The sequence below is a fragment of the Streptomyces sp. NPDC043878 genome, assembly GCF_056435735.1.
Genome location: NZ_JBWKDW010000045.1, coordinates 22,385 through 41,386 on the forward strand (window position 1 = coordinate 22,385; position 19,002 = coordinate 41,386).

At 70.8% G+C, this 19,002-nt stretch carries 17 protein-coding genes and 1 pseudogene; 12 read left to right on the forward strand and 6 right to left on the reverse strand.

Annotated elements, in window-relative coordinates; translation table 11 throughout:
• The first annotated feature begins 899 nt into the window (after positions 1 to 899).
• Positions 900 to 2,483, forward strand: coding sequence for an FAD-binding oxidoreductase (locus tag AC07AZ_RS36975; protein WP_478855146.1), 1,584 nt, complete (start codon positions 900 to 902; stop codon positions 2,481 to 2,483).
• Between the two features lie 22 nt (positions 2,484 to 2,505).
• Here the strand turns inward: AC07AZ_RS36975 and AC07AZ_RS36980 are convergent, their stop codons facing one another.
• The 4 genes and pseudogenes from AC07AZ_RS36980 to AC07AZ_RS36995 form a co-directional block, all read right to left on the reverse strand.
• On the reverse strand, positions 2,506 to 3,213 hold the full coding sequence (locus AC07AZ_RS36980) for a phosphatase PAP2 family protein (RefSeq protein WP_478855147.1): 708 nt from the start codon (positions 3,211 to 3,213) through the stop codon (positions 2,506 to 2,508).
• A 245-nt stretch (positions 3,214 to 3,458) separates the two neighbouring features.
• On the reverse strand, positions 3,459 to 4,403 hold the full coding sequence (locus tag AC07AZ_RS36985) for a C40 family peptidase (protein WP_478855162.1): 945 nt from the start codon (positions 4,401 to 4,403) through the stop codon (positions 3,459 to 3,461).
• Positions 4,404 to 4,607: 204 nt separating this feature from the next.
• Positions 4,608 to 5,393, reverse strand: coding sequence for a trypsin-like serine peptidase (locus AC07AZ_RS36990; protein WP_478855148.1), 786 nt, complete (start codon positions 5,391 to 5,393; stop codon positions 4,608 to 4,610).
• A 77-nt stretch (positions 5,394 to 5,470) separates the two neighbouring features.
• Positions 5,471 to 5,898, reverse strand: a pseudogene (locus AC07AZ_RS36995) (ATP-binding protein).
• Positions 5,899 to 6,098: 200 nt separating this feature from the next.
• Between AC07AZ_RS36995 and AC07AZ_RS37000 the strand changes: the two are divergent.
• Genes AC07AZ_RS37000 through AC07AZ_RS37010 form a run of 3 tightly spaced genes read left to right on the forward strand, consistent with a single transcriptional unit; the run spans position 6,099 to position 7,401 of the window.
• Positions 6,099 to 6,950: a helix-turn-helix domain-containing protein gene (locus tag AC07AZ_RS37000; RefSeq protein WP_478855149.1), complete on the forward strand. Its 852-nt coding sequence runs from the start codon at positions 6,099 to 6,101 to the stop codon at positions 6,948 to 6,950.
• A 9-nt stretch (positions 6,951 to 6,959) separates the two neighbouring features.
• On the forward strand, positions 6,960 to 7,151 hold the full coding sequence (locus AC07AZ_RS37005; RefSeq protein ID WP_478855150.1) for a DUF397 domain-containing protein: 192 nt from the start codon (positions 6,960 to 6,962) through the stop codon (positions 7,149 to 7,151).
• Positions 7,144 to 7,401 (forward strand): DUF397 domain-containing protein, encoded by a 258-nt coding sequence (locus AC07AZ_RS37010; protein WP_478855151.1) that lies wholly within the window; start codon positions 7,144 to 7,146, stop codon positions 7,399 to 7,401. The genes AC07AZ_RS37005 and AC07AZ_RS37010 overlap by 8 nt, the downstream gene beginning before the upstream one ends.
• Positions 7,402 to 7,414: 13 nt before the next feature.
• Here AC07AZ_RS37010 and AC07AZ_RS37015 read toward each other — a convergent pair whose 3' ends face one another.
• Positions 7,415 to 8,350 carry an oxidoreductase gene (locus AC07AZ_RS37015; protein WP_478855152.1) on the reverse strand — a complete coding sequence of 312 codons (936 nt, stop codon included), beginning with the start codon at positions 8,348 to 8,350 and terminating at the stop codon, positions 7,415 to 7,417.
• A 71-nt stretch (positions 8,351 to 8,421) separates the two neighbouring features.
• Between AC07AZ_RS37015 and AC07AZ_RS37020 the strand changes: the two genes are divergently transcribed.
• The 8 genes from AC07AZ_RS37020 (at position 8,422) to AC07AZ_RS37055 (ending at position 18,304) form a co-directional block, all read left to right on the forward strand.
• A complete protein-coding gene (locus AC07AZ_RS37020) occupies positions 8,422 to 9,024 on the forward strand; it encodes a TetR/AcrR family transcriptional regulator (RefSeq protein WP_478855153.1) in 603 nt (200 codons plus the stop codon).
• A gap of 287 nt (positions 9,025 to 9,311) precedes the next feature.
• Positions 9,312 to 10,640 (forward strand): S53 family peptidase, encoded by a 1,329-nt coding sequence (locus tag AC07AZ_RS37025; protein WP_478855154.1) that lies wholly within the window; start codon positions 9,312 to 9,314, stop codon positions 10,638 to 10,640.
• A gap of 441 nt (positions 10,641 to 11,081) precedes the next feature.
• Positions 11,082 to 11,390, forward strand: coding sequence for a hypothetical protein (locus AC07AZ_RS37030; RefSeq protein ID WP_003991275.1), 309 nt, complete (start codon positions 11,082 to 11,084; stop codon positions 11,388 to 11,390).
• 197 nt (positions 11,391 to 11,587) lie between these two features.
• Positions 11,588 to 12,418, forward strand: a complete 831-nt coding sequence (locus AC07AZ_RS37035) for a DUF8175 domain-containg protein (RefSeq protein WP_478855155.1) — start codon at positions 11,588 to 11,590, stop codon at positions 12,416 to 12,418.
• Entirely contained in the window at positions 12,408 to 13,733 is a 1,326-nt protein-coding gene (locus AC07AZ_RS37040) for a hypothetical protein (RefSeq protein WP_478855156.1), read from the forward strand. The genes AC07AZ_RS37035 and AC07AZ_RS37040 overlap by 11 nt, the downstream gene beginning before the upstream one ends.
• A complete protein-coding gene (locus tag AC07AZ_RS37045) occupies positions 13,730 to 15,289 on the forward strand; it encodes an SCO6880 family protein (RefSeq protein ID WP_478855157.1) in 1,560 nt (519 codons plus the stop codon). Before AC07AZ_RS37040 ends, AC07AZ_RS37045 begins: the two co-directional genes overlap by 4 nt.
• A gap of 10 nt (positions 15,290 to 15,299) precedes the next feature.
• Positions 15,300 to 16,727, forward strand: a complete 1,428-nt coding sequence (locus tag AC07AZ_RS37050; protein WP_478855158.1) for an ATP-binding protein — start codon at positions 15,300 to 15,302, stop codon at positions 16,725 to 16,727.
• A 20-nt stretch (positions 16,728 to 16,747) separates the two neighbouring features.
• Complete coding sequence (locus tag AC07AZ_RS37055; protein WP_478855159.1) at positions 16,748 to 18,304, forward strand: TraM recognition domain-containing protein; 1,557 nt, start codon at positions 16,748 to 16,750, stop codon at positions 18,302 to 18,304.
• 15 nt (positions 18,305 to 18,319) lie between these two features.
• Here the strand turns inward: AC07AZ_RS37055 and AC07AZ_RS37060 are convergent, their stop codons facing one another.
• Positions 18,320 to 18,889 carry a GNAT family N-acetyltransferase gene (locus AC07AZ_RS37060; RefSeq protein WP_478855160.1) on the reverse strand — a complete coding sequence of 190 codons (570 nt, stop codon included), beginning with the start codon at positions 18,887 to 18,889 and terminating at the stop codon, positions 18,320 to 18,322.
• Positions 18,890 to 19,002 lie beyond the last annotated feature (113 nt).

Genomic DNA, 19,002 nt, shown 5'->3' on the forward strand with positions numbered 1-19,002 from the left:
GGCCCCGTCGTCACGCGCATACCAGCGCTTTACCTTCCGTGGGTAACGTTGTCGGCGTGGCGCAGCAGGACATGACCGAACCCGGCCGGGAAGCTCCGGGACACCGCACGAGTACCGTCGAGAACGGCCGTTTCTGCACGGCCCACTGCACCTGCGGCTGGCGAGGCCCCGCCCGCAGAGCCCGAAGCACAGCCAGAACAGACGCGGAATCCCACACCAATCTGTTACCCACCTGACAACAGCCCCCAAGGACGCGAAAACCGCACGCCAAGCCCCCACGGCCGGCACGCGACGGACGCCCCATAGGGGCGCGGGGAACTGCGCACCAAACCCCCCACGACCGGCACGCGACGGACGACCTCATTGCAGGGGCGCGGGGAACTGCGCGACAAACCCCCACGACCGGCACGCGAACTACAACCCATAGGGGCGCGGGGAACTGCGCGACAAACCCCCACGACCGGCACACGACCGACGCCCCATAGGGGCGCGGGGAACTGCGCGACAAACCCCCACGACCGGCACGCGACCGACGACCTCATTGCAGGGGCGCGGGGAACTGCGCGACAACCCCCACAGCCGGCACACGACCGACGACCTCATAGGGGCGCGGGGAACTGCGCGACACCCCCCCACCCACCCGCACCCGACACACAACCCCTGACCCCCCACCCAGGGGCGCGGGGAACTGCGCAAAAACCCACAACGCACCCGCACCCGCCCCCGCCCCAGAACCCGACTCCACCCCACCTCCAAAGCCCCGCGCCACACGGCAACCCAAAGCCCTTGGAACCCCCGCCCCCCGGGAACCCGTCTCGTTCGACAGGACCCCGACCCGGCCGGCAACGGCCACCCCAGGGCGGAACACTCGCCCGCCAGGGCTGACGGAAGGCACGGACATGCAACGTCGTACGTTCATCGGAGGCGCCGTGGCAACCGCCGCGGCGATGGCGACGTCCGCCTGCCAGAGCGACGGCTCCACCGCGTCGACCACCCCGCGGACCCCGTCCCAGAGCCCGGCCCGCACCACCGCCATGTCGACCCGCACGACGACCGCCCCCGCCGCCGTCGCGGCCGCCGCGAACTGGACCGCCCTGGCCCACGACCTGGACGGCGTCCTGGTGCGCCCGGGGGACGCCAAGTGGGCCGCGGCCCGGCAGCTGTACAACACCCGCTTCGACTCCCTCAAGCCGGCCGCCGTGGCCTACGTCTCGCACGCGGACGACATACGCACCGTCCTGTCGTACGCCCACGCCCACGACATCCACGTGTCGATTCGCAACGGCGGCCACTCGTACGCGGGTTGGTCCTCCGGCAACGGCCGCCTGGTCCTCGACGTGTCGAAGCTCAACCGGGTCCGGGCGTCCGCCGGCTCGGCGGTGGTCGGCGCGGGCTCGAAGCTGATCGACGTCTACCGCGCGCTCGCGGCGAAGGGCGTGACGATACCGGCGGGCTCGTGCCCCACGGTCGGCGTGTCCGGCCTCGTGCTCGGTGGCGGCCACGGTGTGGTCTCCCGGGCGTACGGCCTGACCTGCGACAGCCTGACCCAGGCGACCGTGATCACGGCGGACGGCAGGCAGCTCACCGCGAACGCCGGCGAACACAAGGATCTCTTCTGGGCGTTGCGCGGCGCGGGCAACGGCAACTTCGGTGTCGTCACCGAGCTCCGGTTCAAGACGCACCCGGCCCCGCAGGCGGTGACGGCGTATCTCAGCTGGCCGTGGGCGAAGGCGGCCGCGGTGCTGAAGGCCTGGCAGGAGTGGGGTCCGTCGCAGCCGGACGAGATCTGGTCGTCGCTGCACCTGGCGAACACCTCCGGCGGCACCCCGACGGTGTCGGTCGCCGCGTTCTCCCTCGGCACCTACGGCGAACTCCAGAACGCGGTGGACCGCCTCGCCCACGCGGCCGGCGCGAACGCGACGAGCGTGTCGCTGAAGCGCCGCGGCTACGAGGAGGCGATGGAGATCTACGCCGGCTGCTCGTCGCAGGCGAACGACGCCCAGTGCCATCTGCCGGGCACGACCCCGGGCCGCTCCCCGCAGGGCGCCCTTCAGCGCGAGACGTACGCGGCGCGCTCGGACTTCTTCGACCGTTCGCTGTCCGCGGCCGGCGTCCAGGCGCTGCTGACGCAGATCAAGTCGGTGCGGGGCGGTGCGGGCAGCGTCGCGCTGACCGCGCTCGGCGGCGCGGTGAACCGGGTGTCCCCCACCGCCACGGCGTTCGTGCACCGCCGGTCCCGCATGCTGGCCCAGTACATCGGGTCCTGGCGGGCGGGCACCTCGGGCACGACGGTCCAGTCCTGGCTGGCCTCGGCGCACGGCGCGATGAAGCCGTACGCCTCGGGCGCGGCCTACCAGAACTACACGGACCCGACGCTCACGGACTGGCGGAAGGCGTACTACGGGGACGCGGCGGCCCGGCTGGCCACCGTGAAGAAGCAGTACGACCCGGACCGCTTCTTCAGCTACCCGCAGGCTCTGTGACCTCGGCGCGGGACCGCCCGGCTCAGGCCGCCAGGTCCCGTTCCTCGTCGCCCGGTGTCTCGCGCCGCCCCCCGGGGACCACGGCGTCCTGCCCGTCGGAGGACCGGCCCCGGGCCCGGATGAGCCGGCCGGCCCTCGGCGACCGCTCGACCGCCTTCAGCACGGGCGTCAGCAGGGCCGTCGCGGGCGGGGACAGCAGCAGCGCCACGGCCGTGCCGAGCGCGAACCCGCCGACGACGTCGGTCGGGTAGTGCACGCCCAGGTAGATCCGGCAGAACCCTTCGAGCAGGGCCAGCGCGATCCCGGCGATCCCGAACTTCCGGTTGGCGACGAACAGTCCGACGCCCATCGCCATGGTGATGGTCGCGTGGTCGCTCACGAACGAGTAGTCGGTCTTCCCGGACACCAGGACGTCCAGGCCCTGATGGTCGAGGAAGGGCCGTGGGCGTTCCACGAATCCGCGGATCGGCACGTTGACCAGGACCGCGACGCCGGCCGCGAGCGGCGCCCAGAGCAGCGCGGCGACGGACGGCGCCGCGTCCTCGCCGCCCCGGCGGCGCACGCCCCACCAGCACCACAGCACGAGCAGCACCATGGCGACCAGCAGCCCGTACTCACCGACGTACTCCACGGTCCGGTCGAACCAGTGCGGCGCGTCCTTGGCCAGGCCGTTGATGTCGTAGAGCAGGTCGACGTCGGGGTTCGACCCGGATTCGGCGAGTCCAGCCATGGCGCTGCGGCCCCTTCGTCGTCTTTCCGGCGCGCACTTGCGCGCGCCGCGCCTGCCCACCCCCGTGGTGTGTAGATCCGCTTCCGCTGTCGATCCGACGCTGACGTCCGCTCGGCTACGTCAACAGGAACGCACGTCCCCGCTTGATACGTTCCACACTCCACCGAATGATCACGCAGACGTTATCGAAGAGAAACACATCGCCGCAGCTCAGGGGGCGGGTTCACGCTCGGTTCGGGGCTCGTTCAGACCGTCGCGGGGAGCGCTTTCGCGCCATCTTCGGTGACCCTGGTGGCCCCGAAGTAGTCAGGGGTGTCAATCGGGTCGAACCGGATCACGGCGCCCGTGCGCGGGGCGTCGATCATGTACCCGCCGCCCACGTAGATCCCCACATGCCGGATGGCCCGGGAGTTGGTGAGGTCGTCCGAGAAGAACACCAGGTCGCCGGGGAGCAGTTCCTCCCGCGCGGGGTGCGGGCCCGCGTTGTACTGGTCGTTGGCGACCCGGGGCAGCGTGACCCCGACGCTTTCGAACGCGGCCTTGGTCAGACCCGAGCAGTCGAAGCGTCCGCCCTGGTCAGCGGTGCCGTTCCCGCCCCAGAGGTAGGGCGTGCCGAGCTTCTTCTGCGCGTAGTAGATCGCCCCGGCGGCCTGCTTGGAGGGGTCGACGCGGGTGACGGGCGCCGCGAAGCTCTCCTCCAGCGTGGTGATGGTCTTCACGTAGTTCCGGGTCTCCTGGTACGGCGGCACGCCCCCGTACTTGATGACCGCGTAGGCGCCCGCGTTGTAGGAGGCCAACATGTTCTCGGTCAGGTTGCCGGGGACGTCCTTGACGTAGGAGGCGAGGCTGCAGTCGTAGGACGCGGCCGACGGAATCGCGTCATTCGGGTCCCAGACGTCCCGGTCGCCGTCCCCGTCGCCGTCGACGCCGTGGGTGGCCCAGGTGCCGGGGATGAACTGCGCGATGCCCTCGGCCGCCGCCGCGCTTCTCGCGGTCGGGTTGAACCCGCTCTCCTGGTAGAGCTGCGCGGCGAGCAGTGCCGGGTTGAGGGCGGGGCACAGGTTGCCCCACTTCTGCACGATGGGCTGGTAGGCGGCCGGCACCGACCCCTTGGCGAGGGCCTTGGTGGCGCCGCCGACGCCGTTCGTGAGGTTCCCGGCGACGATGTAGACGCCGACGACCAGCAGCATCACGAAGGAGAGTGCGGATCCGACAGCCAGGGTCGCCACGATCCATGCCTTACGCACCGTCAACCGCCCCTCGCCGCCCGGGAGTCCGTCGCCCACGTCAGTGTAGAGGCGGGGACCGCCCTCCGGGGTGATCACGCACGAGGAAGAAGGGCGGAAAACAGCACGTCGTGACGGGGGTGGGCGACGGGTCGTCAGCGGTCGCCGCTACGGCGTCGGTTGCGGGCGATCGGCGGTCGCGTCCCGGTACAGCGCGCGGGCTTCCGCCCCCAGGACGACGCTGTACGAGATGTCGGCCGTGGCCCCGCCCTGCTCGTGCCCGCCGAGGATGCCGACGACCTGTCCGTCGCCGTTGACCCAGGGGCTGCCGCTGGTGCCGCCGGTGAGGTCGGGGCACTCGATGCGCTGCTGTGTACGGCTGTGCGCGGTGGGCTTGTTCGTGCAGGCGACCGGCACGTCACGGGAGCTGGGGTATCCGGTGACGGTGACGGCCGTGGCGCCGGTGGCCATGCCGGTGGCGAACCGGTTGCCGCCGACGGCGTCCTCGACGCCCTTCCCGTCCCGGTCCTCCAGCGCGGCGAAGGCGACGTCGCTGTCCTCGTCCTGCCCCTTGGCCCACCCGTCGGGCAGGTACCGGCGCTGGACCTTCCACACGCCGTACGGCGCCTCGCCGTCCCGGTAGCCGGGCACGAAGAGGAGGTCGCCGGCGCCGTCCAGGCAGTGCGCCGCGGTGACGAGGAGGTCGTGCCCCGGGCTGCGCACCACGGACGCCGTACAGAAGTGACCGCCGAGTCCGCCGTCGTGGCCGGCGCCGAAGAGGGCACCGACCCGTGCGCTCTGCGCGGTCGCCGCCGCGGCCCTCGTCACGCCGAGCGGGCCCGGCCCGTCGTCCGCGGCCGCCTCGGAGGCGGAGGTGACGGCCAGCGCCACCACGGCACACAGCAGGGGGCGCGGCGGACACGGCAGGCGGCCGACGCGGAAGATGCGCTTCATCGGCCTCCACTCTGCCGAACGAAGGTGAGAAACGGATCAGGCCCTCACCGCATTCTCCCGTGCCGCGGCCGACCCCGCTACCGGCACTCGGCCCACAGCAGCTTTCCGCCCTTCGAGGCACCGAGCTCACGCAGCACGGAGGCTCCGACGGAGTCCGCACAGGCCCGCACGAGATGCAGCCCGCGACCGTCCTCGGCCTTCACGGGCGGTACGCCGGCGAGGGCCCCCTCGTGCGTGAAGCCCGCCGGAACTCTCGGGTCCGTGTCCCACACGCCGATACGGAGCCGCCGGTCTCCATGGCGCGCAGCCGGAGGGCGTAGGGCCCGTGGGTGTGGAGATGGGCGTTGGTGAGGAGCTCGGAGGCGAGCAGCTCGGCGGTGGGGGCGAGCTGGACGAGGCCGTGCGCGGCGAGCACGGTACGCAGGGTCGCGCGGCCGATCCCCGGTGCGCGTGGATCGTGCGGAAGGTGGAGGGTGTAGGCCCAGGACGGCGATACGGTGGCCATCGGATGTCTCCGATCACTGTGGGGAGTTGGAGGCGTGCTTAGAGTTGCCCAGTGGCCTACCGATCCGTCGAGCGGTGCACTTCTGAGCGATGAGCGCCTTACACAAAGTAGCGGGCCGCCATATATTCTTCATCCCGTTCAGGGCAATAACTGACACAACCACCTTTGTGGGTGACAGGTAGTACGGAGGAGCGACGGGCATGCCCGCGAGGACCAACCCGACCGCACGGCAACTCCGTTTCGGCGCAGAGTTGCGCAAACTGCGTGAGCGCGCAGGCCTGACGTCGACGGAGGCCGCTCGGCTTCTCGGCATCAAGCAGGCCCAGGTCAGCAACATGGAGACCGGACGTCTGCCAGTGAGCGCGGACCGGGTGCGCGCCATGGCCTGCCAGTACGAGTGCCCCGACAAGGCGCTCGTCGAGGCCATCACCGAGATGACCGGCGATCGCAGGCGGGGCTGGTGGGAGGAGTACCGGGAAATCCTGCCGCCGGGGCTGCTGGATCTGGCCGAACTGGAGTCGCACGGCACCGCGTTGCGCACTGCCCATACCTCAGGTATCCCCGGTCTTCTCCAGACACTGGACCACGCGCGTGAGGTGTTCCGCCAGGTCGTCCCCGAACTCTCGCCGCCCGAGGTGGAACACCGTGCGTCCTTCCGCGTCAAACGGCAGGCCGTGCTCTTCCGGAGGGAGCCGGTCCCGTATCACGCGATCATCCACGAGGCCGCCCTGCGCATGAGGTTCGGCGGACGCGAAGTCGCCAAGCAGCAACTGAAGCACCTGCTCAAGATGACCGACCATTCCAACATCTCGATCCACGTCATCCCGTTCGACGCAGGCGGCTACCCCGGAGCAGGCCAGCCCATCTACTACGTCCACGGTGCCGTGCCTGAGCTCGACACGGTGCAGCTCGACCAGTCGCACGGCATCGCCCTGCTGCACGCCGAGGCCCAACTCGACAAGTACCGCAAGGTTCTCGACCGCCTGATGGCACTCAGCCTGATCGAGCTGGAGTCGCGGGCCCTCATCCACAGCGTCATCCAGTCCCTCTGAGAGGCAGACATGTCCACCTCCTGGCAGAAGTCCTCGTACTGCGGCGAAGGCGAGTCCTGCGTCCACGTCGCCGCCACCCGCGCCACCGAAACGATCCATCTCACCGAGAGCAGCGACCCGACCGGCGCGATACTCAAGGCCGTTCCGGCCGCCTTCGACGCCCTCCTCTCCGCACTCAAGGAGGAAAACCACCGTGGCTGAACTGCCCCCCGACCTCGAATGGACCCGCGCCGCCCCACCCGACGCCACCGGCCCCGGCCCCTGGATCGAGATCGCCTTCGGCGACGGGGACGACGGGGACGCCCCCGTCTACCTGCGTGAGACCAGCGCCCCGGACAACGTCGTCACGACGAACCGCCGCAAGTGGGACGCCTTCGTTCTCGGCGTACAGGCAGGCGAGTTCGACCACTTCGTGGAGGGCGTGCCGGGGACGGACGGCCCGACGGAATGACCGCCGGCCGGCGTCACCCGCCGGCCGGACCGCCCTCCGACCCCGCCGGCACCAACGGGAAGGCCGTGCCGGTCAGTTCCTCCGACACGGTCCACAGCCGGCGGGCCGTCACCGGGTCGCTCGCCGCGGCCGAACGGCCCACGAGGGTCGGCGCGCCCCGCATCTCCCCGAGACCGTCGGGGCCCACATAGCTCGCGCCGGGGAGGTCCTGGGTCGCCGCGTAGAGGGTGGGCAGGGCGCCCGCCTTGTCGTCCTGGGCCACGATCCGGTTGCCCAGGCGCATGAAGGCGCGGGCGACGGGGCTCGCCGTGTGGCTCTGGAGGTTGGTGGCCGCGTAGCCGGGGTGGGCGGCGAGGGCGCGGACCGGCGAGCCGGCCTCCGTGAGGCGGCGCTGGAGTTCGAGGGTGAACAGCAGGTTGGCCAGCTTGGACTGGCCGTAGACGCGCCGCGGTTCGTAGTCGGCCGTGCGGTTCAGGTCGTCGAAGTGGATCCGGCCGTCGCCCCAGCGGTGGGCGCCCGAGGAGAGGGTGACGACCCGGTCGGTGAGGTACGGCAGCAGCAGGTTCGTCAGGGCGAAGTGGCCCAGGTGGTTGGTGCCGAACTGCATCTCGAAGCCGTCCTTGGTCCGCTGCCGCGGGAGCATCATCACGCCCGCGTTGTTGACCAGCAGGTCCAGCGGCCCGCTCCAGGAGCCGGCGAACTCCCGCACGGAGGACAGGTCGGCGAGGTCCAGGCGCCGGACCTCGGTGCTGCCGGTCACGGTCCCGGCCGCGGCCCGGCCCCGCTCCAGGTCCCGTACGGCGAACACCACGTGCGCGCCGGCCCGGGCCAGCGCGTCCGCCGCGGTGAGCCCTATGCCGCTGTTGGCGCCCGTGACCACGGCCGTACGGCCGGAGAGGTCAGGGATCCGGCTCGCGTTCCACTTGCCCTGCTCATGCTTGTCAGCCATGACGTCAATGTAGGCGCCGCCAACAATGCTGTCAACGACAACAATGATGGCGGCGGCAACATCGGGATACGATGGTCCGCATGCCCGAGAGCCGCCCCTACCACCACGGAGACCTGCGCGCCGCGTTGCTGGCCGGCGCCGAGCGCACCCTGCGGGAGCGGGGGAAGGCCGCGCTGTCCCTGCGCGAACTGGCCCGGGCGACCGGCGTCAGCCACGCGGCCCCCGGCCGGCACTTCCGGGACAAGCAGGCCCTGCTCGACGCGCTGGCCCTCACCGGCTACGAACGGCTCGCCCGGGCCCTGGAGGCGGCCGACGACCCCGCCCTCCCCCTGGAGCCCCGCCTCGTCGCGCTCGCCCGGGCCTACCTCGGCTTCGCCATCGACAACGCCGAGCTGCTGGAGCTGATGTACACCCGCAAGCACGAGCCGGACGCGTCGGACCAGATGGCCGCCGCCGTCGACCGGACCGTCGGCGGACTGGACCGTCTGATCGCGGACGCCCAGAAGCGCGGCGAGATCGTCGAGGGGGACCCCGAGCAGATCACCCTCGTCGCGGCCGCCGCCCTGCACGGCACCGCCACCCTCACGGCCAGCGGCACACTCACCCCCGAAGCGGCCCTGGCCGGAGTGGACGGCCTGGTCCACCACATGCTGCACGGCCTCAAGCCCCGCTGACCCGGCACCCGTTCACCTCCGGTGGGCGTGTCCCGCGTGCCCAATCCCAGTGAGTCGCCTGTGAGTTGGGTCAAGCGGCCTTCACCCGTGCCCCATCTGCCAGCCATCGGCGAGTAACCCCCGGCCTGGGTTCGGTATGGCGGAAGTCAGGATTCCGGCAGCCCCTTGTTGTCGCGTACTCAACAAGAGCATCGTCTTCGCGGGCCGCCGCCCACCGCCGCGGACCCCACACCGGCGGCACGCACCCGCACGCGCCCCTGCCCCACCACCATCAGGAGGCTGCACCCTTGCGTACCACCACCCCCACCGACAGATCCGACGGCCCCTCCCCCCGCCGCGGCGCCCGCCGCGTCGCCGCGGCCGTCGCCGCCACCGCCGCGCTCGTGTTCGCCGGATTCGGCACCGCGGTCCAGGCCGACGCGGCCCAGACGACCGCCACGCCGTCCAAGGTCACCTGGACGGCCGCCCCCTGCTCCACCCCCAGGAAGACCGGCGAACTGGCCTGCCACTCCCTGCGCGTCACCGGCGGCGTGACCGCCTTCCAGCAGGCGCGCGCCAGGGCCGCCGGCGTCACACCGAGGGCGGCCGACGCCACCACCCCCTCCGGCTACGGCCCCACCGACCTCCAGTCGGCCTACGGCCTGACCTCCGCGGCCGCCGCCAACGGCGCCGGCGAGACCATCGCGATCGTCGACGCGTACAACGACCCCAACGCCGAGGCCGACCTCGCCAAGTACCGCTCGTACTACGGCCTCACCGCCTGCACCACGGCCAACGGCTGCTTCAGGAAGGTCGGTCAGACCGGCTCCACCACCTCGCTCCCCACCAGCGACTCGGGCTGGTCGGAGGAGATATCCCTCGACCTCGACATGGCCAGCGCCGTCTGCCCGAAGTGCAACATCCTCCTCGTCGAGGCCACTTCGGCCACCATGGCCAACCTCGGCAAGTCCGTGAACGAGGCCGTCACCCTCGGCGCGAAGTACGTCTCCAACAGCTACGGCGGCTCGGAGTCCTCCTCCGACACGTCGTACGACTCCTCGTACTTCAACCACCCGGGCGTCGCCATCACCGTCAGCGCGGGCGACTCCGCCTACGGCGCCGAGTACCCGGCCGCCTCCCGGTACGTCACCTCCGTCGGCGGCACCGCCCTGACGAAGGCCACCTCCACCACCCGCGGCTGGACCGAGAGCGTCTGGAAGACCAGCAGCACCGAGGGCACCGGCTCCGGCTGCTCCTCCTACGACGCGAAGCCGGCCTGGCAGACCGACACCGGCTGCGCCAGGCGCACCATCTCCGACGTCTCGGCGGTCGCCGACCCGGCGACCGGCGTCTCCGTCTACGACTCCTACGGCGTCACCGCCGGCTGGTACACCTTCGGCGGCACCAGCGCCTCGTCCCCGATCATCGCTGCCGTCTACGCCCTCGCCGGCACCCCCTCCAGCGGCTCCTACCCGGCGAAGTTCCCCTACACGGCGGCCGGCACCTCCGCCCTCAACGACGTCACCAGCGGCAACAACGGCACCTGCACCACCAGCTACCTGTGCACCGCGACGTCCGGCTACGACGGACCGACCGGCTGGGGCACCCCGGAGGGCGTGAGCGCCTTCACCGGCTGACCCCGGACGCACGGAAGACCCCGGACGCACCGGGAGGACGCGCCGTCGGCGGGCGCTCGTGGGGAGACCGCCGGCGGCACAGGAGACGGGCCGCGGCACCCAGCCGCGGCCCGTCCGCCGTCGCGGCGTTAACCTTCACCCGGAGAACACCGGCACGACCCTTTCCCCCGACCGGCCGTCAGAAACGGGCGGGAACGGACAAGGGCGTAAAAGGGGTCAACGACGGAACCACACCACAGGTTCCGCTCCGGCCTCATTGCCCGGCGTGACCTGCCGTGATACACAGAGTGACCATACGACCCTCCGTAAGGTGTTCGTACGAAACCCGCCAATCAATGACGTCAAGTCGACATACGACGGCGCCATCGTCGGCGACAATGGTGCCTGACCTCTGCACCCACGCAGGGGGTGCGGAACTACCCACCAGGGGCGGTGACTTACATGCTCTTTGCGGCCGACAAGGGAGACATCAACACCATCATCGGCGGAATCGCTCCGGACTGGGGGCCCTTCGGCAGCCTGGGCAACGAGGCGAAGGTGATGATCGAGGTGGTGATGGCGGTGGCCATCCTCCTCTGCCTCGGCATCGCCATCTGGGGCGCCGCCAAACAGCGCATCGGCGCGACCGCGCTGCGCGACACCTTCAGCGCGGAACAGGGCAAGGGCCTCATCATCGCGGGCCTCACGGGCGTCTTCATCATCGGCTCCCTCGGCACGCTCTTCACCATCGTGTACGGCATGGCCGTGTAGGCGGGGCGTCCGGTCGACGCTCCGTCAGTCCGGCCGGGCGCGCCCGGTGTTCCCCTACCCCACCCGTCCGTCGTGCCCACCGGCTGAGGTTGCGTTTCCCTGATGTCGAGTCACCACACCGCGCCCGCGCGGGAACCAGCACGGCTACCGTCGTATTCCTACGAGTATCCGCACGACGTCGAGGGGGCGTACGCGGCATGAGTCTCGGGGACGACAACGAAGCCTCCGGTTACGGCGGCACCGGGCAGACCCGGACCCGCCTGCCGGACCGGGGCGGCGACGTGTACGGAGGCGCCCGCCGCGGTGGCCGCTCCTCCTCACGGAGCCTGGTCACGGTGGTCGGCGTGGTGGTCCTCCTGATCGCCGCGATCGCCTTCGCGAACCGTGGAGGAGACGATTCCGCATCCAACGGCACGTCCGGCGCCAAGCCGGACGCCGCCTCCACGGCAGCATCCGGCGACAAACCGGTGAGGTCCACGACGGGCGGAATCCCGTCGGGCTTCACGCGTGACCAGACGGGGGCGGAGAGCGCGGCGGCGAACTACTCCGTCGCGCTGGGCTCGACCGACATGTTCAACACGGCCAGACGGCACGACATCGTCGACACGGTCTATGCCCCTGATGTCGCGGCAACCCGCCAGACCGCCCTGGACAAGGCGTATACGAACGAGGACTTCCTCACCAACATCGGCCTCGCCAAGGACGGCAGCGCGCCGAGCGGCCAAACGTTCATTTCGCGCGTCATCCCGGTGGGCACCAAGGTCAAGTCGGCCAGTGCCAGCAATGCGACGGTCGAGGTCTGGTACACGTCGCTGTTCGGTCTGTCCGGTGAGAACTCGACCAATCCGGTGTCCGAGAGCTGGTACACCACCACTTATGAGCTGAAGTGGATCGACAACGACTGGAAGGTCACCGACTTCCAGCAGCAGGACGGGCCGGTCCCGGTCGGACGCGACCAGAAGGCCTCCACCGCCGACGACATGACCAAGGCCGTCGAGGAGTACGGAGGCTTCACCTATGCGCGCTAAGCACTGCTTCCTCAAGGTCACGACCGCCGTCGCAGCCGTGCAGACCACTACGCTCCTGCTGGCCACTCGCGCGCTCGCCGCACCCACACCTCAGCCCACGACCAGCAACGACCCCTGCGACCTGATCCGCGGTCCCGCCAAGGACTACTGCGAAAGAGGCAGCTCCGGCAAGCGATCCGGTACCAACCCCCCCCTCACCGACACCCTCGACCCCCTCTCCTCCCTGGCAAGGGGCTGTGCCGACGCCGCGTCCTGGACCGTCGACAAGCTCAGCGAGGCCGTGAAGGAGACCGCGAACGTCGACTTCACGAACAGCAAGTTCCTCCAGCAGTACGCCGTCGTCTTCGCCGCGTCGACCATCCTCACGCTCGTCCTGTGGCTGCTGGCCGTGACCAAGCGGGCCGTCCGGGGCGTGCCGCTGACCACCGCCATCTCGGAGGCGATCGGCTTCCTGTGGCTGACGGTGATCGCCTCCGCCTTCACCCCGCTGATCCTCTACACGGTCGTGTCGGCGACGGACGGCGTCTCCGAGGTCCTCGCGAAGACGACCGGCGACCAGACGGACACGTTCTTCGGCACGTTCTCCGGTGCTCTCGGCAAGAGCGACGACATCGGCGGCGGCCCGATCATGCTGATCGTGGTGTCCCTGGTGTCGATCCTCGCCGCGGGCGTCCTGTGGCTGGAGCTCGTCATCCGGGCCGCCCTGCTCTACGTCGGCGCCCTCCTCGGCACCGTCGTCTACGCGGGCCTGGTCGACAAGAACATGTGGGGCCACGTCCGCCGCTGGGCCGGCATCATGATCGCCGTCATCCTGGTCAAACCGGTGATCGTCATCGTGCTCGGCCTGGCCGGTGCCCTGTCCTCCGACAACGGCCCCGACGCCTTCTCGGCCGTCGTCTCCGGGCTCGCCATCATCCTGCTGGCCATCTTCGCCAGCGCGATGATCTACCGCTTCGTCCCCGGCTTCGGCGACGAGATCGCCGGCTCCCGCAACAACCGCATCATGCAGGGCGCCGAGGGCAAGGCCGCCGCGGTCATCAGCTCCCCGGCGACCATGGTCGCGCAGGGCATCAAGACCCACAGCACCCGCGCCGACAACAACGGCGGCGGCGGCCAGTCCGCGTCCAGCGGACCCCGCCCCGCCAACCCGGCCTCCGGCGGTGTCGCCGCGCACAGCTCGCGCACCGCGAACGGAGGCGGCGGATCTGTCCCCTCCGCCGCCCCCGCTCCCCGCCAGGGCAGCCCGGTGAACACGCCGCACGCCAGTGAAACCCGCAACAGCAGTACCAACCGCACGGGAGGTGAAGGGCGTTGACGACCGAGTCCCACGTGTCCCACGTGCTCGCGCCCCGCCGTACATATCTGATCGGCCGCGCCCGGCCGAACGCGATCGTCGGCCGCAACCGCGAGAGCGGTGAGATCGCGCTGATCGTCCTGGGCGCGTTCCTCGGCATGATGTGCGGGCTCCTCGTCCCCGTCCTCTCCCTGCGGATCGTGCTGCTCACGGGCTTCCCGATGCTCGCGCTGGCCGCCGTCTACGTGCCGTACAAGCGCCGCACGTTCTACAAGTGGTTCGAGATCAACCGCAGCTACAAGCGCACCCTGCGCCGGGGGACGACCTACCGTTCCTCCGCCATGGAGGCCGGTACCCGCCTCGACGGCCGGGAGATCGAGGTCGGCCCGCCGCCCGGCATCGGCCGCATCAACTGGCTGGCCGCGCCCTTCGGCCCGGACGAGATCGCCGTACTCCTGCACGCCGACCGCAGAACCGTCACCGCGGCCATCGAGATCGAGGGCCCGGGTGTCGGCCTGCGCGACTCCGAGGACCAGGAGGCGCTGGTCGACCGCTTCGGCACCCTCCTCAAGCACGTGGCCAACGGCGACGGCTTCGTCACCCGCCTCCAGATGCTCGCCCGCACCCTCCCCGCCGACCCGGACGCCCACGCCAAGGACGTCGCCGTACGCGGGGACGAGCGGGCACCGGGATGGCTGGCGCAGTCGTACGAGCAGCTGCAGTCGATGGTGTCGACCAGCAGCGAGCAGCACCGCGCCTACCTCGTGGCCTGCATGCACTTCACCCGCGAACTGTCCGCCGAGGCGCACGCGATGGCCCGGGCGGCCCGGCCGCACTCGGGCCGCAAACTGGACCGGGACGCCGGGCTCGCCGTCGTCATGGCCCGTGAGCTGACCGACATCTGCTCGCGCCTCCAGGAGGCCGACATCCGCGTCCGCCAGCCCCTCGGGCAGGGCAGGCTCGCCTCGCTCATCCACGCGATGTACGACCCGGACCACCCGATCGACCACATCCAGGCGATGACCAAGCGCAACGCCTGGCCGGCCGAACTGGACGCCATGGAGCCCTCCTACCTCCAGGCCAAGACCCGCGAGTCCTCCACCCGCGCCCCCTGGTGCCACGCGACCGCCTGGGTGAAGGAGTGGCCGATGACCCCCGTCGGCGTCAACTTCCTCGCGCCGCTGCTCGTCCACACCCCAGACGTCATCCGTACCGTCGCCGTCACCATGGACCTCGAACCCACCGAGGTCGCCATCGAACGCATGCTGACGGAGAAGACCAACGACGAGGCGGAGGCGTCCCGCGCCGCCAAGATGAACCGGACCGTCGACCCCCGCGACGTCGCCGCGCACGGTCGGCTCGACCAGCGCGGAGAGGACCTCGCGAGCGGCGCCGCCGGCGTCAACCTGGTCGGCTACATCACCGTCTCCTCCCGCACCCCCGAGGCCCTGGCCCGCGACAAGCGGACCATCCGGGCCTCGGCCGGAAAGTCGTACCTGAAACTGGAGTGGTGCGACCGAGAGCACCATCGCGCCTTCGTGAACACGCTCCCGTTCGCCACCGGCATTCGAAGGTAGGGGCCGCCGCATGCGGGATCCGATGTCCATCCTGACCGACGCCTTCACCTCCTTCCTCTTCGGGAAGGTCGAGACGACCCGCCTTCCGGTACGCACCTCCACCGGCCAGGCGCAGGCCGTCTACCTGCCGACCGCGGCGCCCGGCCTGGGCGACTCGGGGGTCATCATCGGCCGCGAGGTCTACTCCGGGAAGGGGTACATCTACGACCCCTTCCAGCTGTACGGCCAGCAGCTCCCGGCCCCGCACTGGCTGGTCCTCGGCGAGTCCGGCAACGGCAAGTCGGCTCTGGAGAAGACGTACGTCCTCCGACAGCTGCGCTTCCGCGACCGCCAGGTCGTCGTCCTCGACGCCCAGGGCGAGGACGGCGTCGGCGAATGGAACCTGGTCGCGCAGGAGCTGGGCATAACTCCCATCCGGCTGGACCCGACGGCCGCCCTCGACCACGGCATCCGGCTCAACCCCCTCGACCCGTCGATCACGACGACGGGGCAGCTCGCCCTGCTCCGCACGATCATCGAGGTCGCCATGGGGCACGGCCTCGACGAGCGGTCCGGCTTCGCCCTCAAGGTCGCGCACGCCTACGTCAACGAGACGATCATCGACCGCCAGCCCGTCCTGACGGACATCGTCGACCAACTGCGGCACCCCGAGCCGGAGTCCGCCGAGGCGATGAACGTCGCCCTGGACGACGTACGCGCCTGGGGCCTGGACGTGGCCCTCGTTCTGGACCGACTGGTCGACGGTGACCTGCGGGGCATGTTCGACGGCCCCACGACGGTCGGCATCGACCTGGACGCACCCCTGATCGTCTTCGACCTCTCCCACATCGACCGCAACTCCATCGCCATGCCCATCCTGATGGCGATCGTCGGAGTATGGCTCGAGCACACCTGGATCCGCCCCGACCGGAAGAAGCGCATCTTCCTGGTCGAGGAGGCCTGGCACATCATCAACAGCCCGTTCGTCGCCCAGCTCTTCCAGCGCCTGCTGAAGTTCGGCCGGCGGCTGGGTCTGTCCTTCGTGGCGGTCGTCCACCACCTGAGTGACGTGGTGGACGGCGCGGCCGCGAAGGAGGCCGCCGCGATCCTGAAGATGGCGTCGACCCGGACGATCTACGCCCAGAAAGCCGACGAGGCCCGCGCCACGGGCCGGGTGCTGGGGCTGCCGCGCTGGGCGGTGGAGATCATCCCCACCCTGACCCCCGGCATCGCCGTCTGGGACGTCAACGGCAACGTCCAGGTGGTCAAACACCTGGTCACGGAGACCGAACGCCCGCTCGTCTTCACCGACCGCGCGATGACCGAGACCTCCAGGGAACACGAAATGGCGGGCGACGCCCTGCGCGCCGCCGAGCTGGAGGCGGAGGAACGGGCGGCGGCCTTCATGGAGCAGCACCTCAACGACTTGGACGGCTCGTCCGAGTCGACGGTGGCGTAGGCGGAGGGGCAGGGGCAGCCGTGAGACCGGACGATCACCTCGACCGCCGGCAGGACAGAACGGACCGCCACAGCCGGCAGGGAGGCGTGCCCGACGGACTCCTGGTCGGCCTGCTCGCCTTCCTCCTCGGCATGACCCTGCTGGTGTGGACGGCGACCGGCCTGTCCGGCCTGTTCGCCCAGGGCGCCTGGCCGGACGGCGTCGCCTTCACCCGCACCCCGCTGGCCATGCGCCACCTCATCGGCCGCCCGCACGACGTCCCCGGCGCCTGGCCCGACACCCCGCCGGCCCAGCTCTCGGGCTACGGCCTCTTCTGGGGCCTGTTCCTCGGCCAGCTGATGGTGCTGTTCGTCCTGACGGTGTTCACGCTCGGCACGGTGGCACGGTGGAAGGGCGTCAGGGCACGGAAACGGGCTGAGGCGACGGCTCGCGGCACGACGAGCGGCACGGAACCGAGGCCGGTTCCCGAGCCGGTGCGCGCGCCCGTACCCGAGCCGGAGGCACGCCGGCCGCACCCCCAGGTGCACGAGGTCCCCGTCCCGCGTGTCGAGCCTGAACCCGCGGAGCTCCTCACGCCGCCGGCCCCGCAACAGACGGTCCCCGCCTCCCCGTTCGGCGGTGACAGACCGGGCGCGTGGGAACCGGTCCGCTCCGGGGGCGTGGTGCTCTACGGCCTTCCGGACAGCCGCCGTACGTCGGCGACCCAGGCGGTACGCGACGCCGCGGGCCCCGCCCTCGTCGTCACCTCCGACCCCGTGCTGTGGCAGGACACGAAGGACGCCCGCGCGAAGCTCGGCCCGGTCCACCTCTACGACCCCGCGCACCGCTGCGACACCCCGGCCCGTCTGCACTGGTCGCCCACCGCGGGCTGCGAGGACAAGGCGACGGCCGCGGCGAGGGCCACCGCCCTGCTCAGCCCGATCCGCCCCACCGCGCGGCTCGACCAGGCGGTCAGCGATACCGCCGAGACCCTCCTGCGCAGCTACCTCCACGCCGCCGCGATCGACGGCAGAACCGTCCGCCATGTCCACCGCTGGTCGCAGGGCACCCAGATCCAGGACGCCGTCCGCACCCTGCGGACGAATCCCAAGGCGGCCGCCGGCTCGGCGGGTGAGCTCGAGGCAGCGCTCACCGGGCATCCGGACCGCCGTGACATCGCCCAGGAACTGGCGGGCCGGGCGCTGGCCGCCCTCTTCACCGTCAACATCCGTGAGGCGTGCACTCCAAACCGAACTGATGCCCTCGCCTTGGATTCCTTCGTCGACGAAGGGGGCACGCTTTATGTGGTCGGTGAATCGATCGAAGATCCCAGGACGAATCCCGGTGCGATGCCCTTCCTGACGGCTCTCACCGCAAGCGTGGTCGAGCACGGCCGGCGCATGGCCGAACGGTCATCCGCCGGTCGGCTCGACCCACCACTGACCCTCGTCCTGGACGACATCGCGGCCGTCGCACCCCTGCCCCAGCTCCCGGAGCTGCTCGCCACCGGCGCCGACCGGGGGTTGCTCACGCTGGCCCTGCTCCGCTCCCGCGAACAGGCCCGCGCCCGCTGGCCGCACGACGAACTGCCGGTGTGAGCGCCGTCCCGTTCCTCACGGCCGCTCGACGGCCATCTCCAGCTCGCGGCCCTCGCTGCCCGCGATCGGCACGATCACTCCGGTGGGCACGAACCCCGTCTTGCGGTAGAAGGACCGGGCCCGCCCGTTGTCCTCGTGCACGATGAGCCGTACGCGCTCGACGCCCTGCCCCCAGGCCCATTCCAGGCCCGCGTCGAACAGCACCTCGGTCATCCCGCACCCCCGGTGCTCGGGCCTGACGTAGACGCCGACGATGTGCCCCTGCTTCCGCTCGATGGGAGATCCCGCCCAGTCCGTGGTCCCGGGCTGCTCGATCAGCACGGTCAGCATGCCGGCCCAGTCCCCGTCCGGGCCCTCCGAGATGATCTGCTGCGCCCCGGTCGCCCCTTCGGCGGCACCCTCGGCGCGCTCCTGCCAGAAGGAGTCCGGCCTCGCCGCGGCCTGTTCGTAGGTGTCGAGGAAGGCGAGATGCGCGATCGGGTCCCGCAGGGCGACGAGCCGCAGCTCCTTGGCCCTGGCCCATTCGTCGGAGCGTATGGAACGGATGAGATAGCTTCCGGGATTTTCGGCGTTCGAGGTGCTCATGCGGCCACCGTAATACCTGACCCCGGAACGCAGAAAACCCCCGCACCAACGGTGCGGGGGTTTTCCCAAGAATTGTTCGGCGGTGTCCTACTCTCCCACAGGGTCCCCCCTGC